Source organism: Segetibacter aerophilus (genome assembly GCF_007991655.1).
Lineage (GTDB): Bacteria > Bacteroidota > Bacteroidia > Chitinophagales > Chitinophagaceae > Segetibacter > Segetibacter aerophilus.
Genome location: NZ_BJYT01000008.1, coordinates 42237 through 67542, shown reverse-complemented (window position 1 = coordinate 67542; position 25306 = coordinate 42237). Strand labels below are relative to the sequence as shown.

Below are 25306 nucleotides of genomic sequence, written 5' to 3'. Positions count from 1 at the left end.
ACTACTGATTTCTTGACAAAGTATCCCCTTTGTGGAAAAATTTCAAATTGGGAAATTGTACTTCAATTCTTTTAACCGAACCCCATAAAAAGTCAAACTATGATGAACACAAAAACTTATGCCCCAAACCAAATCGCCGAGCAGAAAAAAGGCTTTTCCGCTCATTCTGGTGAAAACATTGGTTATGAAAAAGGCGCTAAGATGGTGAAAAATTATTTCGATCAAAATCAGGAAGAGGTATCCGCTCATTTCCTTGGTCGCAACATTATTGAAGCTATTCTAGCTCAACCAGGCGCTGTTGGAATAACAATTCTTTACGGCATTAATGAGTTAGGCCTTCCTAAGCCAGTGGTTGTAGGAGTTAATTCGAAAGGCGATTACATATTAAATGTAACATCTGTTGGTGCAAACGGCGAAATGAACAAACAAAAAGGTATTGTAGCCGGTGGTGGAGTGCTTAGTACAGGAGTTCCTCAGCAAGAGGGATGGTAGTCTAAGGAAATGGGCTAAAGGTTCAGAAATATTTTTATATTTGAACCAAATCTCCAAAAGATCAGCCTAACTCAACTCATAACACACGCTTCTGTAATCTCAGAAATATTTCCCGTAATCTTTTATCTTGTTCTTAATAAGAAGAGTGATAAAAGCTTACGGGTTATTTTTTTTCTTTTGATCATTAATTTAATTGTTGATTTATACGGCATTTATCTTCTATGGACGCACAAGCCAAATTCCTATTCTTTTAATATTTACACGTTAATTGAAACAGTCTTTCTTTGCGTCTTCTACAGAAAGATCATACCCAATAATATTGTAAAAACTCTTTTACTCGCATTTATTGCATTTTTTACCGTTTTCTGGTTTATTGAAATTTTCATCTATACCCCAAAAGAATTTCTTTGGATCTGCGTAACAGTAGAAAATATTTTCATTATGGCTACTGCCATTTATTATTATTACGAGCAAATATTTGTATTGAATAAAGCGTTTATCTACCGTTACACAAATTTTTGGATAGTTGCAGCTTTTTTTGTTAACGCAGCAGGCACCTTTTTCCTTTTATTATACCTTTCTTCATTGCCGCCAGATGTTCGGGAAAATTACTATGTCATCAATTACTTATTTACTATCATCAGAAGTATTTTGCTTTGCATTGCTTTTTTCAGAAAAAACGATAATATCGAAAAACAAAAGTTTATACTAACTTAAAGCGGCTCTAGTAAATGACCTTTTTACAATCTGATGTAACCGCTACTCCACTGCTTTTAGGTACTATAGGGATGCTCTTCTTAGCAATTGCTCTTATCACTTTCATTATTTTTCATCAAAGAAAGGTCATCCGTTTTCAATTGAAGATGCAGCAGATGGAATCTGAGCAACAGAAAATTTTGCTTAGGGCGTCAATAAAACTGCAGGAAGAAGAACGTCAGAGAATTGCTGCCGATTTACATGATGATGCGGGCCCTCTATTAGCTACTGCAAGATTATACCTCACCGAAAATATGGTCAATCTTGACAAGGCGACCCAGTTACAATCTATTTTTAGCGCTAAACAAATAATCGACGAAGCTATTCAACTCGTTCGTAATATTTCCCATAGTCTAATGCCGCCCACCTTAAAAAACTTTGGTCTTGAAAGTGCAGTAAACGATTTTTTCCAAAAGATAAACGGAGCCGGAGCAATTAATGTAAATTGCCGATTCCATGATTATAAGGTTCGTTTAAAAGCTGAAAAAGAGTTGATAGTATTTAGGGTGATACAGGAACTGATAAATAATATATTAAAACATAGCAACTCGAGCTTTATTCATCTTACCCAACACAATGGAGAAGATAATATGATTATACGACTGCATCATGATGGCAGAGGGTTGACGCATGAAGACTTTATTAAGATGTCAAAAAGCAATACAGGTTTGGGTTTAAAGAATATTCAGAGCAGGTTGAAGGTTATACATGGAGATATACTATTTGAACAGGATCCATCCAAATCATTTTATAAAGCAACTATCGATATTCCTAAAGAATATGATGAGAAATAAGTATCCCTTATTTCATTTTTGTTGTTACATCTTATTAATATGGGTGAAATAAAAGTTGCGATAGCAGACGACCACAAAATTTTCAGGAAAGGAGTAATCCTTTCCCTAAGGCACTATAGTAATATAAAGTTTGTTTTAGAAGCAGAAAATGGTCAGCAACTACTTGATGGCATCAGAGAAGCGAAACCTGATGTAATTCTGATGGACCTGCGAATGCCAGTAAAAGATGGAATTGAAACAACGAAATACATAAGTCTCCACTACCCTGATATTTTTGTTATAGTTCTTACAATGCATGAAGAAGAAAAATTTGTTATTCATCTAATGGAAAATGGTGCAAATGGATACTTATTAAAAAGCACCGACCCTGTGGAAATTAAAAAGGCAATTACAGATGTAGTTGACAAAGGTTTTTACTTAAACCATTTTGTAAACAGGATACTAATAAAAAGATCGCAAAGCAAAAATAGGTCTATCCCTTCTCTAAGCAATGAGGTTGAAGTTAGCGAACGGGAGAAAGGAGTTTTAGAACTAATCTGCCTCGAATATACAAGCCAGGAAATTGGAGAAAAAATGAATATCAGTTCACGGACTGTTGAAAGCATAAAAGAGCGATTAATGGAAAGGTTTGGATTAAAAAATACAGCTGGTCTTGTTTTCTTTGCAGTCAAGAATAACCTTATAGAATAATTGCCGCCACTAATTGCAAACTGCACTATTCATATTCTACCTTCTACTTTTTTCTTTAATAATCTGTTACATTCCATTTTTCCGAAATTCAAAGATTGGGAAAGGCGTACTAATAACTCTTTTTGTAATTAAAATACTGGCCGGTATCGCTTATGCCAAATTTTATACTTTACCGAAATACTATCCGACTTCTGACACATGGAGATTTTACAGGCTAAGCTTAGAGGAAACACGTTTACTACTTAAATCACCTCGCACTTTTATTAATGATTTGTTCCGGCATGGATACAGCAATAGTGGAAATATTTTTAGCGGGCAAAATACTTACTGGAATGATTTGAAGAGTAATCTTCCGGTAAAGATGATGGCATTGTTTAACGTACTAAGCAACAACAGTTATTACGTCAATATTATCTTTTTCAACTTTGTCTTTTTGTTTGGGCTTGTAGCACTATTTAAAGTGTTGTTTTCTATTTATCCGAATAAGAAATGGGTTATCACTTGTAGTCTCTTCCTACTGCCATCAACACTATTCTGGTGCAGCGGCATTCATAAAGACGGCCTTATTCTTTCTGCAATTGGTGTTTGCATTTACTGCTTTTATAAACTTCTCAAAGAAACTTTCGCACTAAAATACCTCGTCTTTATTCTACTCTCATTCCTGCTTATTTTTTCTTTGAGGAACTACATACTATTTGCATTGTTGCCATTTATATTTTGCTGGATTATTGCCGAAAAACATCCAACCCATAAAAAGAAAATCTTTGCCGGCATTTATGTTTCCGGGCTAGCCTGTTTTTTTATTATTCCCCTCATTTTCCCTTCAATCAATCCGCCTCTTTACCTGGCGCTTAAACAACAAGAATTTTTACAGTTGACTGCTGGTTCTCAAATAACAACCGATCCTTTACAGCCAACCATCCAGGGTTTCATTTCGTTCTTGCCTCGTGCTTTGGATATGGCCTTTTTAAGACCGCATCCAACTGAGTTTGCCAATCTCAGTTATATACCTGCCATCATTGAAACTATTCTTCTCGCTGTACTAATTTTAGTTTCTGTTATATCCCTATCAAAAACGTTTAAAGTTCCGCCCATTGTAATTGGGTTATTTGCTTTTTCCGTTTCCGTCTTACTTATTTGTGGCTACACCATCCCTTTTACCGGTGCCATTGTACGGTATCGAAGTGTTGTGTTGCCCTTGCTCATAACACCTCTATTATGTATCACGAATTTCTCTTTCTCGAAGAAAAAGGATTAAAGCCTGTTACTCAGGTTTTCACTGTAATCAATAATTGCAATTAAGTTTCGAGCCGAAACGCTTTAAAATAAAAATTTTTTTTTCTATGCATTAAGCGTTTTTTTGTCAGCGCATTAAAAATATTAAACATGTCCCTACGATTTCATGCTATAAAAAGCCTCCAAAACACTGCTCCGGAAGTGGTGGTGAACCAAAGCACTAAGGTTACCGCCATTTTTGGTGAAAATGTTTTTACAATTAAAACGGCGAGAGAGTACCTGAGTGACGAAGCCTATAAAAGCCTTGTTACAAGTATTAGGGGTGGAAGAAAGATTGACAGAGCTGTTGCCAGCCAGATAGCAAACGGAATAAGGGCATGGGCGGAAAGCAAAGGTGTTACTCATTTTACTCACTGGTTTCAGCCTTTAACTGGAACGACAGCTGAAAAGCATGATAGTTTCTTCACGTTAAAAAGTGACGGAACGGCGATTGAGGAATTTGATGGAGGGGCTTTAATTCAACAGGAACCTGATGCTTCATCTTTCCCTAGCGGAGGAATCAGGGCGACGTTTGAAGCCCGTGGTTATACTGCCTGGGACCCATCTTCCCCGGCATTTGTAATGGAGATAGGTAACGGCAAAACCCTTTGCATTCCTACCATCTTTGTTGCTTACACAGGCGAAAGTCTTGATTACAAAGCACCATTATTGAAAGCGCTCGCTGCTATCGACAAGGCTGCGGTGGATGTGTGTAACTACTTTGATAAGAACATAACTAAAGTAACTCCAACCCTCGGGTGGGAACAGGAATACTTCGTCATCGATGAAGCTATCGCGAATGCACGTCCCGATTTAATACTTTCTGACAGAACAGTTTTCGGTGCTTCTCCCGCTAAAGGGCAACAGTTGGAAGATCATTATTTCGGATCTATTCCTGAACGCGTGTATGCTTTCATGAGAGACTTCGAAACAGAGAGCTATAAACTAGGCATTCCTTTACGCACTCGTCACAATGAGGTAGCGCCATCTCAATTTGAATGTGCTCCGATCTTCGAAGAAGTAAATCTTGCAGTTGATCACAATACTCTTTTAATGGATGTTATGTTGCGTGTTGCAAAACGTCACAGACTAAAAGTGTTGTTGCATGAAAAACCATTTGCCGGCATCAATGGAAGTGGCAAGCATAATAACTGGAGTCTTGCAACCGACACAGGAGTAAACCTCTTGTCTCCTGGAAAAACGCCTAAGACAAACCTAATGTTTCTGACCTTCTTTGTTAATACGATTAAGGCGGTACACGATTATGCTGACTTATTACGCGCTTCTATAGCAAGTGCGGGTAATGACTTCCGCCTTGGCGCTAATGAGGCCCCTCCTGCTATCATCTCTGTTTTCGCGGGCGAATACCTGAGCCGCGTGCTTGGAGAGATTGAAGGCCGTGTGGGTGAGAAATTTGACGAGCAGGATGAAGCCATCCTTAAGCTTGACCTTCATCGTAGCATTCCCGAACTACTTTTAGATAATACTGATAGAAACAGAACGTCTCCTTTTGCCTTCACCGGAAATAAATTTGAGTTTCGTGCAGTTGGCTCTTCGGCAAACTGTGCTAATGCAATGACCACATTAAATACAATTATAGCTGAAACACTTCGCAACTTTAGAAAAGAAGTCGACGGCCTGATTGAAAAAGGTGACAAGAAGGAAGTTGCATTAATGCATGTTATTCAAAAGTATATTGTTGAAAGTAAAAAGGTGTTGTTTGAAGGTGATGGCTACAGCGATGAGTGGGAAAAAGAAGCAGCAAATCGTGGATTGCCAAATGTAAAAACGACTCCCCTTGCGCTGGATGCGATGCTGACAGATAGAGCAAAAAGTCTGTTTCAAAAAAACGGCGTTTATAATCACACTGAGCTTGAAGCAAGGCACGAAATTGAACTGGAGAAATATATAAAGATTGTTCAGATTGAAGCCCGTTTGATAGGTGACCTTGCGGGAAACCATATTTTGCCAGCCGCCATAAAATACCAGAACACCCTTATTACAAACATTAAAGGACTAAAAGATATCGGAGTAGATGAAAAAAACTACGCAACGCAGATAGATATGCTTCAGAAGATTTGCGACCATATTTCAACGATCCGTGAAAATGTAGATGCGATGGTAGAAGCACGTAAAGTTTGCAACAACATGACAAACACAAGAGAAAAAGCAATTGCGTATAATGCCGATGTGAAAGATAAATATTTCGATGTCATCCGCTATCACGTAGATAAATTAGAACTACTAGTCGCGGACGAAGAATGGACTCTGCCAAAGTACCGCGAATTGCTATTTCTGAGATAAGTGATTCGTTCCTAGCTAATTTTTTCAAGCTTTGTAAAGCTCTTTAGATCGAAATAGAAAAAGGCCCTAAAAAGGCCTTTTTCTATTCTGCTTATTTCCGTTAAACCTACTGGCAGTAATTCAATCAAAACGGCACGACTTTTTAAGATGTTACAGAAAACCCACCCGTTATGAAAAAAGCTTTTCTGACTTTGCTAATTGTAGCTTTCTGCGCTTGTGCTTCATTTGCACAAAAATTTACTATTGGAGGGGTGCATCGTGGTGGTACAAGCCCCGTGGATAAACAGAAATTGGCAGAAAAACTTAAATCAGAACTTAAGTTAACAGACGACGAGGCCAACGCTGTTGTAGTAATTCAACAGGATTACCAGTTGAAAAGTAGGTCAGTAAAAATTGATACCCAGACAACAGATAAAGAGAAAAAAAAAAACTACAGCCTATTGAAGAAGAGAGAAATCAAAAGCTGAAAAAGATTCTTACTGATGAACAAATTATTAAAGTCGATGAAGTTACAAGAGAAGTAAATACGATGAGGGTTGCTAAACAGGCGTAGCAGTTAACAATAAACAATTATTAGAAAAGGAGACTATTTGGTCTCCTTTTTTAATAATATCAATAATTGCCGCAAATTGTTTCAAAGTACAAGTGAGTGACACAACGATGTTGATTTAACAACTGATGCTTGTTCAATAACAAATAACACTCGCAACCCCTACTCCATTGTAAAGCCTTCAAGAAATTTAGTGGTGAAGTTTCCTTTACGGAAATCTTCATTCTTCATTAGCTGCAGGTGAAAAGGAATGGTTGTTTTAATGCCTTCGATAATATATTCACTGAGCGCACGGTGCATTGTATCGATAGCCTCTTCACGGGTCTGTGCCATCGTGATTAATTTACCTATCATGCTGTCATAATAAGGAGGAATAACATAGCCGGCGTATGCATGACTGTCGACCCTTACTCCGTGCCCCCCTGGCTGATGTAAAACTGTAATTCTACCGGGGCTTGGACGAAAATCGTTGTACGGATCTTCAGCATTAATGCGACACTCTATTGCGTGTAACTGCGGTTCATAGTTGCGACCACTAATTGGATGACCTGCAGCTATTTTTATTTGCTCTTTTATAAGATCGAAATTGATCACTTCTTCGGTCACGCAATGTTCTACCTGGATGCGGGTATTCATCTCCATGAAGTAGAAGTTTTTATGCTTATCAACCAAAAACTCGATTGTTCCTACACTTTCATAGTTAATGGCGCTGGCAGCTTTAATGGCAGCTTCACCCATCTTGCGCCTAAGTTCAGGATCCATAAACGGAGAAGGGCTTTCCTCGACCAGCTTCTGATGTCGGCGTTGTATTGAACAATCACGCTCGCTTAAGTGAGCCACAGTACCGTATTGATCACCGGCAATTTGGATTTCGATATGGCGAGGTTCTTCGACGAACTTCTCCATATACACACCATCGTTTTTAAAAGATGCACCTGCTTCGGCACGAGCGTTTGTATAGGCTTTTTCTATTTCGCTTTCCTCAAATACCACACGCATACCCTTACCGCCACCACCTGCAGTAGCCTTAAGTATTACCGGGTAACCTATTTCTTTTGCAAGACTTTTAGCTTCTGCCACACTTTCCAGTAAACTCTCACCACCAGGAACAACGGGAACCCCCGCTTTAATCATAGTTTCCTTCGCCGTTATTTTGTCACCCATGCCATTAATCATAGCAGGTGTAGGGCCAATAAATTTAATTCCGTGGTCTGCACATATTTGAGAGAATTTTGCATTTTCGGCTAAAAAACCATAACCGGGGTGTATCGCATCAGCATTCGTAATTTCTGCTGCTGCCATTATGTGCGGAATATTTAAATAAGAATCTGCACTTTGTGGCTTTCCTATACAAACCGCTTCATTAGCAAACTTTACGTGCAGGCTATCTTTATCAGCAGTTGAGTAAACGGCTACTGTTTTAATTCCCATTTCACGGCAGGTACGAATAACGCGAAGAGCAATTTCTCCGCGATTTGCTATCAAAATCTTTTTAAACATGTAGGCAAATTTGAAAATGGCTTAATTTGAAAATGGCTCAATTTGCACCATGGATGAATTGAGTAAATCAAAGAAGCAAATTTTAAAAAAATGGAAAAACTTAGAAAATAGCTAAAAGGACTTTTTCCCTTAGATGTTGCTAATATTTTTCCTAAAACTTTATTTATATCTTCTAACTTATTTTGTAATAAGGTAGAGTCTGGGTAACCGTTGGAATACTGACAAAGCCATAACCAATATTGTGATTCCTCCGCTTCTTTAGCAGCAATTTTCATTTTGTGAACAAAATCAGCTTTGCTTTCTGCATTTTGAGCTTCCATTGCATTTGCACCCATCGAAGTTCCCGATTTTAATAGTTGCCGTGCAATAACATATTTTTTTGCGCTATCGAGGCCTTCACAATATTCAATGACCATAAGAGCAAAGTCAAATGACAATTTTAAAATAGGATTATTATCAAATAATTCCTTCTTCATGTTGAGAGCTAGTACGTATAAAGGCGATTGTAGATGAAGTGTTGCTTGCAGAGTCTCATTTTTTGCTCCCTCAAATTTTCACATTGAGCCATCAACTCATTTTGACATTGCAATTAGGGTTCTACCAGGAACAATGGCTGGTCGTACTCTACAGGACTTGCATCTTCAACCAATACTTTTACGATGGTTCCTTTTATTTCACTTTCAATTTCATTGAAGAGTTTCATTGCCTCAATTATGCAAACTGTTTTACCTACTGTTACCTCATCGCCGATGTTCACAAAAGCAGGTTTATCCGGACCGGCGCTTCTATAGAAAGTTCCGATCATTGGGCTTTTGATGGTTACCAGGTTGTCTGCTTGTTTGGTTGCGGCTTCCTGTCCTCCTGTTGAACCATTACCAGCAGGCGATGATGGTGTTTGTGTTGGTGCAGATAGTTGTGCAGGGGGAGGTGCAGGCTGGAAATTTTGAGTGGGTGCTGACGTGTACACGGGTACAGGTTCTTCCTTCTGCTTTATGGTTATTTTGAAATCACCTTCTTCGATACTTAACTCACCTATAGTACTTCTATTAACTATCTTAATTAATTCCTGGATTTGTTTAAAGTCCATACAATCGGTTTGATGGTTTTTGAGATTGTAAACGCAATATTTTTTCTAAAGAAACGGGAGGCAAAATAGCCATTTTTAAAATAATACAACTGAAAAGATAAAACAATCTGTTTTAAACCTTAATAATCAAGGCTTACACACAAGGCACAAATATTGGATACTGCACATTCTATCATTGCTTCATCGCTATCTGTAACAACCTTGTATCCTGGCCTTGATAAATCGCGCCTACCCACTTACTAATTACTCACCCGTTTCAGAAAAAGGCGCATCAACCGGTTTAGATTGTGGTGATCCTTGTTGACGCAAATAAATGCTTAACAGAACAATCGCGACGATCGATAAAAACTCACTCTGCCAATTTTGAAAAGACTCAAACCAAAGCCTCGAGCCCGATAAATATTGCCAAACTGTTTCAGTTGCGTGTCCCTTTCTTACCTGCTCGCCATTGTAATCTTTAAAACTGCCAAAAACATGCATACAAAAGGAGAAGACGTACAAAAGCAACAACACGATAGAAAGCGAATGCTTGTAAAGAGTAAGTACCAGGCCTCCTTTATGTACAGGCCAAGGAGCATCTTTTTTATCAGGGTCGGGGTCTTTATCAACCTCTTCTTTCCCTTCTAGTTTTTTAGATTCAGATGAGCCCTTCTGCCTGAAAGTTCTGGTGAGTATAACGAATAATGCCATCTGCAAAAATTCACTTTCCCAGTTTTCAAATGTGGAGGAGATAAAATGACCGGAGGTAAGATATTCGGTTAAAGAAATCTCCTTGTAATGATCGTCCTTAAGGTCGTTGTTATATTCATTCCATCCCGTAAAGAGTTGGCCAACTAGCGATGCTATAAATAGCAACAAAAAAACTATCGTTAAACTGTTTTTGTAAAAGAACCCTTTTCGCATAACCTTTTGATTAAAAACTTATGCCAGCTGCAAAAGAAACACTAAACAAAATATTGCTGTTCAGTCTTTTATTGCTCGAGAAAGTTTTTAGTAGAGCTTAACCTTTGTTGCGGAATAAAAGAATACCAAACAAAGATTTCTATGCGGTATTTGTCCTGAATTTTTGCTTTCTAAAGAACAGCATTTCTGTTACGAATATTAGCAATAGACTAACTCCGGTGGTAGCCGTCACTTTTCCAAGGAAATACAGGAAGTTTCCAAACTGAAGCCACTCTATTAGAACAAGGTAGAAGTGATGAATAAACGTGAACACAAGTACGTACAAGCTGTAGGGAGCAAAGCCCATGCTTTTTATGGAAGGCTCCGCATAATTTAATTCTGCCCCTTCTTGAGAAATCAAAATATTGATCAAAAAAGGTCTTAAGTAAGCAATCAACACACAGGGCGCAGCATGAAGGCCGGGGGTCGATAAAAAATAATCAAGCGTAATGCCGAGCAGAAATGAAACCAATAGTAAGCCAAAACGCGAGATTGTAAACGGCAGCCACAGAATAAATAAGAAATACAGGTATGGCGTGATGAATTGATGCAACGGTGGTATCTGGCTAAGCACATACACCTGCATCAGTATGAACAGAATAAAGCGGATAATATTTTTTACTAGCAGGCTCATTGATTTTTTATAGGAGCAGCCTCCAACCTGCGTTGTTCATCCCATTGTACGTTTTCCACGAGGTTTACGTACTCGAGGCTATAGAAGTTGGTAGCCGTTTTAAGTCTGATAATAAAAAAGTTGCTTATCGGGTCTTTAGCAATTTCATCAACAGTACCTATTAAAAGATCTGAGGGAAAGTTGGCTGAATAACTACTTGTAACCACAGAGTCACCCTTTGCAACAGGAGTACTCTTAGGAATGTTTCTTAAAGTAATGTAATGCGGGTCTTTGCCGTCCCACTCCACCGACCCTATCATCTTGGAGTTTTTCAGCATTGAGCTAACCTTACTGTTTCTATGAAGCAGGCTCATTACACGGCTATAGTTTTCACTAACATCAATAACAGTCCCGACGATGCCTTTTGTACTAACCACTGCCATATCCTTTTTAACTCCCTGGTTAGCTCCTCTATGTAAAGTCACATAATTCATTTGTTCGGCCACCGTGTTATTAATAACTTTTGCGGGCAGCCACATATACTTTCTTTGATGGCCAAGGGTATCTCTTATCAGGCTATCGATAACAACTAGACGGGCGCTGTCAGGATCTTCAAAATTTATCTTAAGAAGATTTTTAAGACGCGTGTTTTCTTCGAGTAGTAGGCGGTTGTTTTCTTTTAAGTGAAAGTAGTTTTGAATTTTGTTGTACTGCTCGTTGATGCTTCCCGTTATTTCGTTCGCAATACCGGCATAGGCAGCCTGGTGTGTCTGGTTATACTGAACGAGTAAAACAATTGACAATATTTGCAGCACTACAAAAAAGAGAAAGTTGAAGTACCTTCTGATGAAAACAAAAATGTTCTTCATAAAAGCCCTCCCAGCTTCTCCGCTGATTTGCGGAAAATAAAAGAAACGTTGCTATAGCAGGATGAATATTTCAGGGTAATGTGCTTTAAGTCCTTTTGCAAAGAAGAACCTGCAATGGTCTATCTCATGATAAAAGGAAAACGCTGATAATTCTTTAAAGCTATTCCAGTGCCCCGAACTACACTTTTTAGCGGATCGTCAGCCACGTGTACCGGTAGCTTTATTTTCTGGCTAAGTCTTTTATCAAGTCCGCGAAGCAAGGCTCCGCCGCCCGTAAGATATAAACCTCTTCTATAGATGTCGGCCGCCAACTCAGGCGGCGTTGTCTCAAGCGCTTTAAGAATAGCCTCTTCAATCTTAAAGATGCTTTTATCAAGGGCTTCTGCAACTTCCTGGTAGCTTACCATAATTTGTTTCGGAATACCGGTAACCAGGTCACGTCCGTTTACAGGAATATCATCAGGTGGCGTCTCCAGATCTTTCATTGCCGCACCTATTTGTATCTTGATTTGCTCTGCAGTACGTTCACCAATTAATAAGCTATGGTAACGACGTAGCGCCTCCATAATATCAGCAGTGAATTCATCACCCGCGATACGAATACTTTGGTCGCAGACGATACCCGCCAAAGCAATTACTGTAATACCGGTGGTACCCCCACCAATATCAATAATCATATTTCCTACCGGCTCTTCAACGTCTATACCTATACCAAGTGCAGCAGCCATTGGCTCATGCAACAAATAAACTTCCTTAGCACCTGCCTGTTCTGCACTGTCTCTTACCGCACGTTTCTCCACCTCTGTTATGCTTGACGGAATGCATATCATCATTCTCCAACTTGGCGGAAAGAGCGGTTTTTTAGGATAGATCATCTTGATCATTTCCCTTATCATTAATTCAGCCGCGTTAAAATCTGCTATTACGCCATCTTTTAATGGACGAATGGTACGAATGCTTTCATGAGTTTTTTCGTGCATCATTAAAGCACGTTTACCAACTGCAAGAACAGTTTTCAGGTTATTGCGATCCAATGCCACAATCGATGGTTCATTCACTACCACTTCCTCGTTGTGAATGATCAAGGTATTTGCTGTACCCAAATCCATCGCTATCTCTTGTGTAAACCAGTTAAACAGTCCCATTTATATTTGAGTTCCTTGTATGTTAAGTAATGCGTGCAAAGTTGTATGAAATAATCCGAATTAACAAAGTGGAAAAAATAGCCGCAGATGCAGTGTGGACAACGTTTGGATAGCTTTTAAAATGGTATTAGATAAGGATTTACGTTAATATCAATTGCTGAAAAAGTAATGCTATATTATATAAAAGAAGACCACCAATTACTCAAATTCAAACCCGATATCCTTTCTATAGTACATGCCCTCGAAGCTGATATTGCCTAGCTCTTTCTTTGATCGATTTACAGCACTTTTTAAATTATCGCCAAAAGCTGTAACAGCTAGTACGCGTCCTCCGTTTGTAACTACGGTATCATTTGTATTTTTTGTTCCTGCATGAAAGACCAATACGTCTTCATCGGCAGGTTGCATATCTGGCAGCCCTTTTATTTCAATACCCTTTTCATATTCTCCCGGATAACCACCACTTACCGCCATGACAGTTGCTACAGATCTTTCATCAAATTCAATATTGAGATCGTCCAGTTGATTTATTTTGATCCCAATTAACAATTCGAGCAAATCATTTTTTAGCCTCGGCATAATTACCTCAGTTTCAGGATCGCCTAAGCGGCAGTTGTATTCAATCACATAAGGTTCCCCATTTACATTCATCAATCCAATAAAAACGAATCCGTTGTATTCGAGTTTCTCTTCGCTCAATCCTCGAACTGTCGGCTTGATAATTCTCTCTTCTACCTTTTGCATAAATGTTTCGTCAGCAAAGGGCACCGGGCTTACACAACCCATTCCACCGGTATTCAATCCTGTATCGCCCTCTCCTATCCTTTTATAATCTTTTGCGTGACCAATTACTTTGTGTTGCTGTCCATTGGTTAATACAAATACACTTAACTCAATCCCCTTCAAAAATTCTTCGATCACAACTTTTGAGGAAGCTTCACCAAATTGTTTTTGTATGATCATTTGCTCAAAAGCATCAAGAGCCTCTTTATGTGTCTCACAAATAATTACACCTTTACCAGCAGCGAGGCCATCGGCTTTCAAAACAATTGGCAACGCATGATTTGAAATGTATTCTTTGCCAGCCTCATAATTTTTTTCATCAAACTCTGCGTAACCTGCGGTAGGAATTTTATGGCGCTGCATAAACTTTTTTGAAAACGCTTTACTTCCTTCCAGTTGTGCGGCAGCGGCAGATGGACCAATGACAGTTCTTTTTTCGAGCTCTTCATGATTTTTAAAGAAATCGTAAATGCCTTTTACCAATGGCTCCTCCGGTCCAACGATTACCATTTCGATAAACTCTGATACACACACTTTTTTAATTGCTTCAAAATCTGTGATTGAGACATCAATGTTCTCGCCGTACTGAGAAGTGCCGGCATTTCCGGGAGCAATTAACAATCGACTGCATAGTTTACTTTGCCTTAATTTCCATGCTAGTGCATGTTCACGTCCACCTGATCCTAGCACAAGTATATTCATAACAGATAAGTTAATAAGCAGATAAATTAGGCAGCGAAAGTAGAAACATTTTATAATCAAAGAGCGCGTGGTATAATAGTTACTAAGTAAGTAATTGGATTTATCCCTATTTTGAGAACTTTATTAAAAAGGTTCAAAGTTGAACAACAAGCTGCAGAATGGATACAAATATTGGGATGCCTTTTTTTAAAAAAGCTGAATGAAGTATTTACAGGTACAAGGGAGTGACACAACAAAAGATGGCCACAGACCGGAAGATGGCGACAACAAAAAAAGAAGGCGGAATTATATAAGGCGGAATTGAATAAACTAAAATCGATCAAAAAAAAGTACCTATGATTAGTAATGCCACTGCGGAAGCACCCGTAAAAAGCGGTCACCCAAAAGGATTGGGAGTTCTTTTTACAACTGAAATGTGGGAACGGTTTAATTTTTACGGGATGAGGGCTTTGCTAACCTTGTTCCTTGCTAAGGCGTTGCTTCTGGGTGAACAACAGGCTTCTATCATCTACGGCGGATTCCTGGGTTTGTCTTACCTCACTCCAATGTTGGGGGGTTATATCTCTGACAAGTATCTTGGTAACCGCAACTGTATTCTTCTTGGTGGTTTAACTATGGCCGCCGGACAATTCCTGCTTTTTGGAAGTGCCTCTATTTTTGGTTCAAACCTCGACCTTGCCAAAACTATCATGTGGCTGGCTTTATTAGTGATCATTTTCGGCAATGGTTTTTTTAAGCCGAATATTTCTTCGATGGTCGGGCAGTTATATCCTGAGAATGAAAAAAGCAAACTGGATTCAGCGTTTACCATATTCTACATGGGTATTAATGTTGGCGCGTTGCTTGGTCAAACAATTTGTCCTTTGCTTGGTGATGTTGAAACTACCACTGTTGTAAACGGAGTCGAAAAAACGGTGCGTGATCTTACTGCTTTTAAGTGGGGTTTTTTTGCTGCCGGCGTTGCCATGTTAATCGGCACTATAACCTTCTTCTTTCTAAAGAATAAATATGTCGTTACACCTCAAGGCGCAGCAATAGGAGGAAAACCAAGAGCCGACTTGCGCCAGGATGGTGACGCTGTACAAGCGAAGTTTACATCAAAAGCGGTTGCAATACTTGTTGGATTATTGATAGTCTTCTATTTCATTTTTCAATATCTATCATGGGATTCAGTTTCGATGCCAATGACGGGATCAGGGATAGGGGGATACTTTTCGGCACTGCTAACTTCCCCGATAAAAACTTACGTGTATCCTTTTATATATGCATCAGGTGTTAGCCTCGCAATTTTTATACTTACAGATAAATCGCTAACGAAAGTTGAAACGCAAAGGATCTACGTACTTTATATTGTAGCATTCTTCGTTATCTTTTTCTGGGCTGCTTTTGAGCAGGCCGGCTCGTCGCTCACTTTCATTGCCGATAATCAAACAGATACACGCATACTTGGCTGGAGAATGCCACCTAGTATGGTACAAAACTTCAACGGCTTCTTTGTAATCATTTTTGCGCTTCCCTTTAGTGCTTTATGGCTGTGGTTGCAGAAAAGAAATATGGAGCCCATTTCTACCGCTAAACAAGCCATCGGTCTCGCCTTGATTGCACTTGGTTACCTGATCATTGCGTTGCAGGTAAAAGATTTGGGAACGCAAGGAAAAATAGGGGTCATATGGTTGATTTTATTGTACCTGCTTCATACGTGGGGTGAGCTTTGTTTATCGCCCATAGGATTATCGCTTGTGGCCAAATTAGCCCCAAAAAGGTTTGCATCTTTATTGATGGGAGTCTGGTTTTTAGGTAATGCTGCCGGCTACGCGCTTACAGGAACACTAGGTGCATTGCTACCACCAACTGGCGATAAATATGCAGCGGCTGCAGAAAAAGGAATTGACCTGCGGGCAATCCTTGATAAGACCGGGCAGGCTACAGCAGAACAAATGGCCTTTCTTTCAGACAAAAAGATCCCAACGACTTATCCCACATTTGCCGGGTTTACTATTCATAACCTTTTTGAGTTTTTTATGGTTTTCGTAATACTGTGCGGAGTTGCATCAGTGGTTTTATATGCGATCACACCGATATTGAAACGAATGATGAATGGGGTTAGATAAGCATCAAAAAAATAACAAGCTGTTCAAAATTGAGCAGCTTTTTTAATTGCATGAACAGTGGTAAATTTGGTTACAATACCTTTTTATGTCAGACTTAGCTTTTTTAGAGACTGTGAAATTAATGCCTCCGGATTACCAGCAGGAAGTGAAAGACTTTATTGAGTTTGTGTGGGAAAAAAAGTTGGGAAAAGAGCCATTATCGCAGGGAAAAAGAATTCCGGGTCTATTTAAAGGTAAAATGTGGATGAGCCCTGACTTTGATGAGCCACTAGAAGATTTCAAAGATTACATGTAATGAGCAGATATCTTTTAGATACTCATACTTTAATCTGGTGGAACGAAGGGGACAAACAGCTATCTCAGTTAGCGACAAAAACTATAGAAAATTTAGCAAACAGCTTATATGTAAGCATTGCTTCATTCTGGGAAATCACAATTAAACTACAGACAGGAAAATTAAAGCTCGACTACTACATCAACGAACTTGCTGCTGCTTGTATTACAAGCAATATAGAAATAGTACCTGTCAAACTTTATCATCTTAACCAATTGTCACTCCTGCCGGTTCTTCACAAAGATTCTTTTGACAGAATGCTGGCAGCTATTGCCTATTCTGACCATATGACTTTAATTTCAAAAGACAAGCAACTCGGCGCTTACAACATTTCCGTTATCTGATAATCATTTCAGCCTCTATTAAAAAACACTATGGATTTAACCGAACCTAAAACACCGGCAGTTCAGGGAAGCAGTGGACATCCGAAACAATTATACATCCTGTTTTTTGCAGAAATGTGGGAGCGATTTTCATTTTATGGAATGAAAGCTTTGCTGCTTGCATACATGGTTACACAACTAAAGTTCGATGAGCCGAAAGGCTATGCTATCCTAGGTTCGTATGCTGCTTTAGTATATACAATGCCAATGTTTGGTGGAATGATGGCCGATCGATTTTTAGGCAATCGAAAAGCTGTGTTGTTTGGCGGAATACTAATGAGCATTGGACACCTTGTGTTAGCAGTACCACAAGGTTGGAGCTTTTTTTATGGAATGGCTTTTATCATTTGTGGCAATGGTTTTTTTAAACCTAATATTTCCAGCCTCGTGGGAACCTTATACGCGGATAACGATCCAAAGAAAGACAGCGGCTTTTCGTTGTTTTATATGGGGATAAACATAGGTGCAGCCTTAGGAGGATTGCTGTGTGGTTATGTAGGCCAGAGAATTAACTGGCATTACGGTTTTGGGCTTGCCGGCATTTTTATGATTGTCGGACTTGTTGTTTTTTACATTGGCGGTAAGTCTTTAGGCCATCGTGGCCTTCCGCCTGATGCTGATGCTCTGAAGAAACCTTTGTTTGCCGGCATCACTACAGAAGTTGTTATTTATCTCGCCACCCTTTGCCTCGTACCGGTTGTAGTTATATTGTTTAATCAGTACCAGGTCATGGACGTTATCATGTTTGGCCTGGGTGCAATAGCAATTATCTACATTTTGTTTACTGCATTTCGATTAGAGAAAACAGAGCGATACAAATTGTTTTCAGCACTTATCCTCGTTATTTTCTCTACGTTGTTTTGGGCTTTTTACGAGCAAAATTCGGGTTCGCTGAATTTGTTTGCAATGAGAAACGTAGACATGCGCGTCGGCGGTAGCGACCTGCCACCACTTTCGGTAAATAACTTTTTGCCGCCGGCATGGGTTATTTTGCTAAGCTTCTTTTTTGCCTGGCTTTGGCCCGCATTAAACAGAAGGAGAAGAGAGCCATCTACGCCCCTAAAGTTTGCTTTTTCGTTCATCCTCATGGGCATTGGCTTTTATGTTTTTTACGCAGCCTGTGCAGCAAGTCGAGAGACCGGCTTGATTTCGCTGTTTTCTTTCGTAGCCGGCTATTTTTTTATTATTTCCGGTGAGTTGTGCATCTCTCCCATTGGACTTTCAATGATTACGAAATTGTCTCCAAAAAGAATGGTAGCGCTGATGATGGGGATGTGGTTTTTTGCCAGTGCCCTAGGTGAGTTTTTTGCGGGGAAAATCGGGTCGCTAATGAGTGTGCCTGAAGCTGTGGTATATAATCCTGTTCTGTCTCTTCCCTACTACGCTACCATTTTAAATAAGATTGGAATGTATTCTATCGGTATCGGCATTCTGCTGATTTGTTTTGTTCCCCTGATCAGAAAATGGATGAGTGACGTGCGGTAATGTTGATACCCGCAGACGTACAAAAATGAGTCATCGTTGCGACGCAATCCGTTCGTCTTTTTGTTTTTTAATTCGGCTTTAGTCGCCCTTATGTTTTTACTGCCTTGAAATAACCTGCGCTTTTCTACCCGGATGAATAGAGAAAAAAAGTACAAGTGTGCGACGCAACGGAAGTAACGGAGTTGATATAAAGGTTTGGACAAATAAGACACTATTTCTTAATTCTGCCTAATTAAGAAACCACGCACGAGATGGCTCGATGTTTTAAGAACAATAGAAGTTTTCTAATTTCTATTTAAATGAGACTTTTTAGTTGCACTAATTGTGGCCAGTTACTTTATTTCGAAAACAGCCACTGCGAACAATGTGGTCTGTCGCTCGGATTTATCTCTGAAGAGCTAACATTACTACCAATCGTACAAGAAGGTGACGACACCTATCGGCTACATGGAAGAGATGAAAAGACCCTTTACCGCTATTGTAAAAACCATGAATACAATGTGTGTAACTGGCTGGTGCCAAACAACAAGCAAATAGATTATTGTACTGCATGCAGTCTCAACAGAACAATACCCAACTTAAGCAAACAAGAATACCGGCAACGATGGAACGTTATTGAAAATGGAAAGCATCGCCTTGTTTATCAATTGCTCCGCATGCAGCTTCCTCTCGCCAGCAAGGCTGTTAATGCTGAAGAAGGTCTGCTGTTTGATTTTATGGCTGATGACGAAACCGGCGGAGAAAATAAAATACTTACGGGGCACGACAACGGGGTGATTACTTTAAACATTTCAGAAGCAGATGACGTAGAAAGAGAAATGACGAGGAAGGGAATGGCTGAAGTGTACCGGACAGTGCTGGGACATTTCAGGCACGAAGTGGGACATTACTACTGGGATCGGCTAATAGACAATACCCCTTTTCTAGATGAGTGCCGAGAGCTTTTTGGAGACGACAACCTAGACTACCAGGAAGCTTTAAAAGTGCATTACAAAGATGGCCCTCCAATCGGCTGGAACACTCACTTTATCAGTGCTTATGCAAGTACCCATCCGTGGGAAGACTGGGCCGAGACATGGGCGCACTATCTGCACATCGTAGATACTATGGAAACCGCTTATTCATTCGGGCTCAGCGTACATCCTCATGTTGCTCCAACGGCTGCACACTTAAATACCGATATCAAAGTTGACCCTTATAACCAACCCAGTTTTGATAATATCATTACCCAATGGCTTCCTCTTACGTTTGCTTTTAATAGTGTCAACAGGAGTATGGGCCTGCATGATCTATACCCTTTTGTTATTCCCGTGGCTGTTATAGACAAGCTGAAGTTTATACATAAAGTATGCACCAACGCTAAAAACAGCATAACAGAAAGTTAGTAAATCTTAAAATGTTTTAGACAATTTTTCTGTTTAAATACCCCGAATAATCCGGCATATCTGTCGAAATGTTTTTATGCATAAGAGTGGAAGTCAACACAAAATCGGCAGTTAATCGGTTACAGGCAATAATGATATTCCATGCAACAGCAACACGTAGTAGCGCTTTTACATCACTATCATGCGGCTGCGCTTCCATCGGATCCCAAAAGAATATGATCATATCTAACTTACCTTCCGCTATCATAGCGCCTAGTTGTTGGTCTCCACCCAACGGGCCGCTCAATAATTTAAATACAGGGATATCCAGCGCTTCTTCCAATAATCTACCTGTAGTACCTGTGGCTGTTAGCTGGTGTTGAGCTAGTACTCTCTTATTATATTTCGCCCAATCCAATAAATCTGCTTTTTTATTGTCGTGGGCAACAAGCGCTATCCGTTTTACCACGCTTATATTTTTGATAGTGTTCATACAATTTATTAGGTTAGAGATAATAAAAATGCCTGCTATTTTTGAGGCAGGCATTCTTATTTTTATTTATCCGTTAAATTCAAAATCCATTATAAATTCATTCGTTTTACCCTAAGGCATATCTGCTTTTTACTGTTCTTTTTATTTTAAAAAGTCTTATTAATGCTTTAACCCTAAAAGATAATTGTGTAAGGGAATTATAATATTCAAGACTATAATTTCCGGGATATGTTGTGTACATAATTTTTGATTTTAATAATTAATAAATTCTATCCAATAATCATCGATAGTAAGAGAGATCAGATTACCCTGACAGCTTTACCTGATTCAATTACCGGCTTTACGAAGTGGAGATGATTTGCTGATACAAATACTAATTCAATATCAACGTCATTAATGATGGACTCTGCCCTCTCAACGATCTCAGCCTGTGGATGGCTTTTTATGCTTGCAGATTTTCCGCTCAGATAGATTTTCTTCCAAAAAAAACTTTCGACCTTATTCACTCCAGTTGTTCTAAAAAACTCCTCCGACATATTACAACCTATAATGCCGGCACTTATTGTCTTTACCATACTTTGCTGTTTTTAGTTAACGATACTAACTTCTCGCATATGGCAAACACAAAGTTTTTCTATTTCAAATGGTAGCTTTTTTCGTTTTTTAGAAATTTCATTTAAACGTTTAAACATCGCAAAGGTAACCGTTTCGATTAAATCTACCTTTAGACCGGTGTTAAGTAATTGTAACCTTGTTGAATGAGACTATAACAGATGGTGTCTAACAAGTTGATATTTGGCGTCATCTATCAGCCTCATTTCCTTCAATTTTTCATTTGCTTCATCATTATTACCTTCGCGCCATGCACAAAATTGTACTAATAACAGGGGCAACTTCGGGATTTGGAAAAGCTATCGCAGAAAAATTTGCATCGGGTAATTGGAACTGTATCATTACTGGTCGCCGTGCAGACAAGCTTCACACTTTTGCAGATGAACTGAGAGAAAAGTTTGCTGTGCGCGTGCTAAGCCTTGTTTTTGATGTGCGTCACAATGACGAGGTGAAGCAAAACCTGGGCAACCTACCAACTGAATGGAAAGACATAGATGTACTGGTAAACAATGCCGGCCTTGCTCTTGGCCGCGACACTTTTGACAAAGGAAGTATTCATGATTGGGATACAATGATAGACACAAATGTAAAAGGGCTGTTGTATGTAACGAAAGCCGTTGTGCCTTACATGATTGCAAAAAACAAGGGACACATTATCAATATCGGTTCAGTTGCAGGTAAAGAGGTGTATGAAAGTGGTAATGTGTATTGCGCCAGTAAGTTTGCAGTTGATGCTATCTCAAAATCTTTGCGTATCGATCTTCTACCGCATAAAATAAAAGTTACCGCACTGCAACCAGGTGCAGCCGACACAGAATTCTCTTTGGTTCGTTACAAAGGTGACAGCGACAAAGCAAAACAAACTTATGACGGTTTCACTCCTTTGTATGCAGAAGACATAGCAGACATTGCGTGGTATTGTGTTTCGCTTCCTCCACATGTTTGCATTAATGACCTGGTTGTAACTTGTACTGCCCAGGCAAATGCGATTAATTTTATAAGGAGTAATGCTGCTTTCAAAGAAGACAGATGAAGACCTCACTAATTTTATCTATATAACTTTACCAAACCTTGGACATTCGTTTTGCTTTTGAGGTATGTTAGCCAAGGTATCGTTTTCGATAAAGGATTTAATGTTATAAGCAGCAGTATGACAAAAAGGGCATGAATGTACATTGCCTGCTGAGTCGATATACATGCTACGACTTCCTGCAAAGCAGCCTATTCTTCTTTGATGAAATCCGTGGTAACTAAAAGTTGGATAACTTTTAGTGTCTCTACTATGATTGATGCTTTTAAAGAAATCTTCCAGCAAGAGTATATGCTTTTCATCGAGCAGTACATCCTGGTCTTTGTAGTTACCGATATTCCTCGGCTCAAGTAACTGCACGAATTCTACTCCCAGGTCTTTTGCAAATTCTGCGTACGGCCAAAGATGCCCTCCGTCTAAAAACGACTTTGTTACACAAACACTGATTGCCGTTGCAAGCTGAAGTTCTTGTGCATAATGGATTGCTTTCAAAGCAGCATCAAAAGATCCGGCCTTGCGTCTGAACAAGTCATGTAGTTCTGAGAGATGATGGTCGATGCTAACTACGATGCCTTTTAAACCAGCTTGTTTTAACTGAGAAAGGTTTTCGCGTGTGCAATTAAAACCAGAAGTAAGTACCCAGAAGTCCACTTGTCTTGCGTGGTTATTTAGTAACACAACCATTTCTTTTACCCTAAGCATAGGCTCGCCTCCACTTAAGTGCATTTGAAACATTCCCTGCTTTTTGTAATGGTCGACGATTAAGTCCAACTCTTTCAAAGAGAACGTTTCTTTTTTGTTGAGGTTATCCCATTCAAAACAGTGCTCACATTTTAAAGGGCATTTCCTCGTTATTGCAAAAAAAATAAAAGAACAGGAATGATTTGTTTCATTAAAAATTCTTCTCCTCGTTTCCCTTACAATCATTTGATCGTATTGCTTCGAGGGCCACGCTGGTGTGTATTGATTATAGAAATATTTCCCTCCCACCTGGTAAATCTTTTTCATATTACCATTCCAAACATTTTCCCTTAAACCGATAATTTGCCTGTAGTACTCAATAGCCTTTTTAATGGACCTGACATTATACATTACCAGGAAAAATATCCTGCTTTTTATTGCAAACCATACCCAAGTATTATGGAGACCTGTTACTTGAGTCCGGTGCTTTTTGCCATCGACCAATTCCTCGCTCCTAAACTCCCTTTTATCATGAAAGCTAAACGCAGTATTTGCTTTAGCTGTACCGGCAGATAAATCTATCATGGGTTATTTTTTTGATTTTGTGGCAAGCGAAGAATTTATTTGATGATAACGTTCCATGCTAAACTTCGATAATGCTAAAGGCTCTTTAAACTTTTTCAGAAATTTTATATCAGCCATTCCTTTAAATGATCTCACGTGTTCGTAATAGCCGCTCGTGTGTAAAATGTACGTCAAGGATTTATCTGATTTTGGCGTATTGGCATCAAAACTAATCGTAGCTACATTTCCGGGAATGGGCTGATTCAGAGATTGATTGTCTTTTGCAAGAAGTAAAGAGCTGACGTCTTTTCCCAACTCGTCAATAGCAGAAACAGGCTTAAGTTTGCGAACGGTGTATGCACGTGCAGGCGTATAATCGATAGCGACGCGATCAAGTTCCCAAAACATAAAACCTGAGGAAAGCCTTAGTGTTATTTGTGCTCCTTCAGACTCGCTTATATTTAAAGGAATTGCCATTTCTCTATAGGCGACAGGTCCGACTGTCGTAAGAGTTTTCACCTCCTTCCATCCTGTCGCAGTTTTCATTTCGATCGTTAGTGGGATGGCTTGCTCGTTTTTCCATTTAACTAATTGTTCAGCCGATTTATTCTTTTGCAGTTTGCTCCACTTATTAAAATAGCCGCCCATGTGTTGAATGAGCTCGCCATAGATATAATCAAGCCAGTAGGAGTTCTTTAAGTGGAGTAACAGTTTACCTTCTTTGCTTTCATGCGGCTTTGAAAAAGTTACCTCCAACTCACTAATACCGCCTTCTTTCTCATTATTGAAAGGAAAATAAGTCTCATCTTTCTGAGACACTTCAGTTAAAACATTACGACCATTTACAGTGGCAGTCGAAGGAATTTCTCCTTTCGCAACTGAATATAAATTGCCTTGTTCATCCGGCACGATATCAACATCCTTTTCATGCTCAATAGTCCAAAGTTCTGCAAGGTCAGTGTATTGTCTTTCTTGTAACTCGTTGCTGATTTTAACCTGTAGCTTACCTTCCAAAGGCTTCAACTGCAAAGGCAGGTAGTCATCACGTTTAAGAGCAGGATAAATAGCGCCGGCATAAATTTCTCCCTGCAACTTAAAGTCATTCCCATCATAACCGCTTACAAAAGGACACGAGCTTTTAGTAAGAGCTACTATGACTATTAGAAGTGCAAATGCTCCCAGCGTTACACCTAATAGGCTAAATACTGTACTGGCCGTAGTACCAGCTACATCTTTTTCCACCAGTTCTATTTTGCTAACCTCGGCTATAGGAAGTACAAGAGGTTCGCTTAAAGCATAGCTAGTTGCATCTTTTGAATAAAGGTGCATTTCAGTCAATACTTGCGATTGACCTTTCGAAGGTTTATAGACTCTGTATTTAGGCTTATTTACATAAACAGTGTGGGGCGTATCAAGCTTCGAAAGCTGCAATTCTAATTGCTGCTTCTCTTTGTTTACGTGAATGGTGGTAATGCTGTATGCGTTTGAGCCAGCATGTAAAATAAAAAACCGGTTCTCCTCCTTTCCCCTTTCAACTGAAGTAGGGTACGCTGCAACATCCTTAACCGGAACTACTTTAAAATAATGTTGAAAACACCCGGAGCAAACGCTTGAAAAAATAAAGGCAACAAACGCTTTGCACATTGACTTGAGTATTCTCATACGTTTTGATTTGGTTGAGGTTATTGCTATTGAAAAGTAAACAAGGTTTTTGCTAATTGCAACAAATCGCAATCATTAATATTGG

25 protein-coding genes are annotated in these 25306 nt (G+C 39.3%); 13 read left to right on the top strand and 12 right to left on the bottom strand.

The window, feature by feature from the left end; translation table 11 throughout:
- Window positions 1–99 precede the first annotated feature (99 nt).
- From SAE01_RS11770 to SAE01_RS11740, 7 genes are all read left to right on the top strand, one after another.
- On the top strand, window positions 100–492 hold the full coding sequence (locus SAE01_RS11770; RefSeq protein WP_147203967.1) for a hypothetical protein: 393 nt from the start codon (window positions 100–102) through the stop codon (window positions 490–492).
- A 177-nt stretch (window positions 493–669) separates the two neighbouring features.
- A complete protein-coding gene (locus SAE01_RS11765) occupies window positions 670–1209 on the top strand; it encodes a hypothetical protein (RefSeq protein WP_147203966.1) in 540 nt (179 codons plus the stop codon).
- A gap of 14 nt (window positions 1210–1223) precedes the next feature.
- Window positions 1224–2042, top strand: a complete 819-nt coding sequence (locus tag SAE01_RS11760) for a sensor histidine kinase (protein WP_147203965.1) — start codon at window positions 1224–1226, stop codon at window positions 2040–2042.
- Between the two features lie 39 nt (window positions 2043–2081).
- A complete protein-coding gene (locus SAE01_RS11755) occupies window positions 2082–2732 on the top strand; it encodes a response regulator transcription factor (RefSeq protein ID WP_147203964.1) in 651 nt (216 codons plus the stop codon).
- A 337-nt stretch (window positions 2733–3069) separates the two neighbouring features.
- Window positions 3070–3990, top strand: a complete 921-nt coding sequence (locus SAE01_RS11750; protein ID WP_147203963.1) for a hypothetical protein — start codon at window positions 3070–3072, stop codon at window positions 3988–3990.
- Between the two features lie 128 nt (window positions 3991–4118).
- Complete coding sequence (locus tag SAE01_RS11745; RefSeq protein ID WP_147203962.1) at window positions 4119–6311, top strand: glutamine synthetase III family protein; 2193 nt, start codon at window positions 4119–4121, stop codon at window positions 6309–6311.
- 170 nt (window positions 6312–6481) lie between these two features.
- Entirely contained in the window at window positions 6482–6778 is a 297-nt protein-coding gene (locus SAE01_RS11740) for a hypothetical protein (protein ID WP_147203961.1), read from the top strand.
- A gap of 245 nt (window positions 6779–7023) precedes the next feature.
- Here SAE01_RS11740 and accC read toward each other — a convergent pair whose 3' ends face one another.
- The 8 genes from accC to purD form a co-directional block, all read right to left on the bottom strand.
- Window positions 7024–8361 (bottom strand): acetyl-CoA carboxylase biotin carboxylase subunit, encoded by a 1338-nt coding sequence (accC, locus tag SAE01_RS11735; protein WP_147203960.1) that lies wholly within the window; start codon window positions 8359–8361, stop codon window positions 7024–7026.
- Window positions 8343–8837, bottom strand: a complete 495-nt coding sequence (locus tag SAE01_RS11730; protein WP_147203959.1) for a four helix bundle protein — start codon at window positions 8835–8837, stop codon at window positions 8343–8345. Before SAE01_RS11730 ends, accC begins: the two co-directional genes overlap by 19 nt.
- A 113-nt stretch (window positions 8838–8950) precedes the next feature.
- Entirely contained in the window at window positions 8951–9448 is a 498-nt protein-coding gene (gene accB, locus SAE01_RS11725) for an acetyl-CoA carboxylase biotin carboxyl carrier protein (protein WP_147203958.1), read from the bottom strand.
- Window positions 9449–9691: 243 nt separating this feature from the next.
- Complete coding sequence (locus SAE01_RS11720) at window positions 9692–10351, bottom strand: DUF6766 family protein (RefSeq protein ID WP_147203957.1); 660 nt, start codon at window positions 10349–10351, stop codon at window positions 9692–9694.
- Between the two features lie 139 nt (window positions 10352–10490).
- Window positions 10491–11024, bottom strand: a complete 534-nt coding sequence (locus SAE01_RS11715) for a rod shape-determining protein MreD (RefSeq protein ID WP_147203956.1) — start codon at window positions 11022–11024, stop codon at window positions 10491–10493.
- Window positions 11021–11872, bottom strand: coding sequence for a rod shape-determining protein MreC (mreC, locus tag SAE01_RS11710; protein ID WP_147203955.1), 852 nt, complete (start codon window positions 11870–11872; stop codon window positions 11021–11023). Before mreC ends, SAE01_RS11715 begins: the two co-directional genes overlap by 4 nt.
- A 119-nt stretch (window positions 11873–11991) precedes the next feature.
- Window positions 11992–13017, bottom strand: coding sequence for a rod shape-determining protein (locus SAE01_RS11705; protein WP_147203954.1), 1026 nt, complete (start codon window positions 13015–13017; stop codon window positions 11992–11994).
- Window positions 13018–13215: 198 nt separating this feature from the next.
- Window positions 13216–14502, bottom strand: a complete 1287-nt coding sequence (gene purD / locus SAE01_RS11700) for a phosphoribosylamine--glycine ligase (RefSeq protein WP_147203953.1) — start codon at window positions 14500–14502, stop codon at window positions 13216–13218.
- A gap of 335 nt (window positions 14503–14837) precedes the next feature.
- Here purD and SAE01_RS11695 point away from each other — a divergent pair, with 335 nt between their 5' ends.
- The 5 genes from SAE01_RS11695 (at window position 14838) to SAE01_RS11675 (ending at window position 20200) form a co-directional block, all read left to right on the top strand.
- On the top strand, window positions 14838–16613 hold the full coding sequence (locus SAE01_RS11695; RefSeq protein WP_147203952.1) for a peptide MFS transporter: 1776 nt from the start codon (window positions 14838–14840) through the stop codon (window positions 16611–16613).
- A gap of 85 nt (window positions 16614–16698) precedes the next feature.
- A complete protein-coding gene (vapB, locus tag SAE01_RS11690; RefSeq protein WP_147203951.1) occupies window positions 16699–16908 on the top strand; it encodes a type II toxin-antitoxin system VapB family antitoxin in 210 nt (69 codons plus the stop codon).
- Window positions 16908–17291 (top strand): type II toxin-antitoxin system VapC family toxin, encoded by a 384-nt coding sequence (locus tag SAE01_RS11685; protein WP_147203950.1) that lies wholly within the window; start codon window positions 16908–16910, stop codon window positions 17289–17291. Before vapB ends, SAE01_RS11685 begins: the two co-directional genes overlap by 1 nt.
- 30 nt (window positions 17292–17321) lie before the next feature.
- Window positions 17322–18815 (top strand): peptide MFS transporter, encoded by a 1494-nt coding sequence (locus SAE01_RS11680; RefSeq protein WP_147203949.1) that lies wholly within the window; start codon window positions 17322–17324, stop codon window positions 18813–18815.
- Between the two features lie 299 nt (window positions 18816–19114).
- Entirely contained in the window at window positions 19115–20200 is a 1086-nt protein-coding gene (locus SAE01_RS11675) for a zinc-binding metallopeptidase family protein (protein ID WP_147203948.1), read from the top strand.
- 16 nt (window positions 20201–20216) lie between these two features.
- On the opposite strand, the gene SAE01_RS11670 is transcribed toward SAE01_RS11675, so the two are convergent.
- Both SAE01_RS11670 and SAE01_RS11665 read right to left on the bottom strand, forming a co-directional pair.
- Window positions 20217–20672, bottom strand: a complete 456-nt coding sequence (locus SAE01_RS11670; RefSeq protein WP_147203947.1) for a methylglyoxal synthase — start codon at window positions 20670–20672, stop codon at window positions 20217–20219.
- Window positions 20673–20971: 299 nt separating this feature from the next.
- Window positions 20972–21247, bottom strand: a complete 276-nt coding sequence (locus tag SAE01_RS11665; protein ID WP_147203946.1) for a hypothetical protein — start codon at window positions 21245–21247, stop codon at window positions 20972–20974.
- Window positions 21248–21534: 287 nt separating this feature from the next.
- Between SAE01_RS11665 and SAE01_RS11660 the strand changes: the two genes are divergently transcribed.
- Complete coding sequence (locus tag SAE01_RS11660; protein ID WP_147203945.1) at window positions 21535–22317, top strand: SDR family NAD(P)-dependent oxidoreductase; 783 nt, start codon at window positions 21535–21537, stop codon at window positions 22315–22317.
- A gap of 18 nt (window positions 22318–22335) precedes the next feature.
- Here the strand turns inward: SAE01_RS11660 and SAE01_RS11655 are convergent, their stop codons facing one another.
- Together SAE01_RS11655 and SAE01_RS11650 are read right to left on the bottom strand one after the other, a co-directional pair.
- On the bottom strand, window positions 22336–23580 hold the full coding sequence (locus SAE01_RS11655; RefSeq protein WP_147203944.1) for a radical SAM protein: 1245 nt from the start codon (window positions 23578–23580) through the stop codon (window positions 22336–22338).
- Between the two features lie 3 nt (window positions 23581–23583).
- Window positions 23584–25221 (bottom strand): hypothetical protein, encoded by a 1638-nt coding sequence (locus SAE01_RS11650; RefSeq protein ID WP_147203943.1) that lies wholly within the window; start codon window positions 25219–25221, stop codon window positions 23584–23586.
- Window positions 25222–25306 lie beyond the last annotated feature (85 nt).

Excerpts from the sequence above, each read along its gene's own strand:
- SAE01_RS11770 (WP_147203967.1), top strand. The coding sequence starts at position 100 with ATGATGAACACAAAAACTTATGCCCCAAACCAAATCGCCGAGCAGAAA.
- SAE01_RS11760 (WP_147203965.1), top strand. The coding sequence starts at position 1,224 with ATGACCTTTTTACAATCTGATGTAACCGCTACTCCACTGCTTTTAGGT.
- SAE01_RS11755 (WP_147203964.1), top strand. The coding sequence starts at position 2,082 with ATGGGTGAAATAAAAGTTGCGATAGCAGACGACCACAAAATTTTCAGG.
- SAE01_RS11745 (WP_147203962.1), top strand. The coding sequence starts at position 4,119 with ATGTCCCTACGATTTCATGCTATAAAAAGCCTCCAAAACACTGCTCCG.
- SAE01_RS11740 (WP_147203961.1), top strand. The coding sequence starts at position 6,482 with ATGAAAAAAGCTTTTCTGACTTTGCTAATTGTAGCTTTCTGCGCTTGT.
- accC (WP_147203960.1), bottom strand. The coding sequence starts at position 8,361 with ATGTTTAAAAAGATTTTGATAGCAAATCGCGGAGAAATTGCTCTTCGC.
- SAE01_RS11730 (WP_147203959.1), bottom strand. The coding sequence starts at position 8,837 with ATGAAGAAGGAATTATTTGATAATAATCCTATTTTAAAATTGTCATTT.
- accB (WP_147203958.1), bottom strand. The coding sequence starts at position 9,448 with ATGGACTTTAAACAAATCCAGGAATTAATTAAGATAGTTAATAGAAGT.
- SAE01_RS11720 (WP_147203957.1), bottom strand. The coding sequence starts at position 10,351 with ATGCGAAAAGGGTTCTTTTACAAAAACAGTTTAACGATAGTTTTTTTG.
- SAE01_RS11715 (WP_147203956.1), bottom strand. The coding sequence starts at position 11,024 with ATGAGCCTGCTAGTAAAAAATATTATCCGCTTTATTCTGTTCATACTG.
- mreC (WP_147203955.1), bottom strand. The coding sequence starts at position 11,872 with ATGAAGAACATTTTTGTTTTCATCAGAAGGTACTTCAACTTTCTCTTT.
- SAE01_RS11705 (WP_147203954.1), bottom strand. The coding sequence starts at position 13,017 with ATGGGACTGTTTAACTGGTTTACACAAGAGATAGCGATGGATTTGGGT.
- purD (WP_147203953.1), bottom strand. The coding sequence starts at position 14,502 with ATGAATATACTTGTGCTAGGATCAGGTGGACGTGAACATGCACTAGCA.
- SAE01_RS11695 (WP_147203952.1), top strand. The coding sequence starts at position 14,838 with ATGATTAGTAATGCCACTGCGGAAGCACCCGTAAAAAGCGGTCACCCA.
- vapB (WP_147203951.1), top strand. The coding sequence starts at position 16,699 with ATGTCAGACTTAGCTTTTTTAGAGACTGTGAAATTAATGCCTCCGGAT.
- SAE01_RS11685 (WP_147203950.1), top strand. The coding sequence starts at position 16,908 with ATGAGCAGATATCTTTTAGATACTCATACTTTAATCTGGTGGAACGAA.
- SAE01_RS11680 (WP_147203949.1), top strand. The coding sequence starts at position 17,322 with ATGGATTTAACCGAACCTAAAACACCGGCAGTTCAGGGAAGCAGTGGA.
- SAE01_RS11675 (WP_147203948.1), top strand. The coding sequence starts at position 19,115 with ATGAGACTTTTTAGTTGCACTAATTGTGGCCAGTTACTTTATTTCGAA.
- SAE01_RS11670 (WP_147203947.1), bottom strand. The coding sequence starts at position 20,672 with ATGAACACTATCAAAAATATAAGCGTGGTAAAACGGATAGCGCTTGTT.
- SAE01_RS11665 (WP_147203946.1), bottom strand. The coding sequence starts at position 21,247 with ATGGTAAAGACAATAAGTGCCGGCATTATAGGTTGTAATATGTCGGAG.
- SAE01_RS11660 (WP_147203945.1), top strand. The coding sequence starts at position 21,535 with ATGCACAAAATTGTACTAATAACAGGGGCAACTTCGGGATTTGGAAAA.
- SAE01_RS11655 (WP_147203944.1), bottom strand. The coding sequence starts at position 23,580 with ATGATAGATTTATCTGCCGGTACAGCTAAAGCAAATACTGCGTTTAGC.
- SAE01_RS11650 (WP_147203943.1), bottom strand. The coding sequence starts at position 25,221 with ATGAGAATACTCAAGTCAATGTGCAAAGCGTTTGTTGCCTTTATTTTT.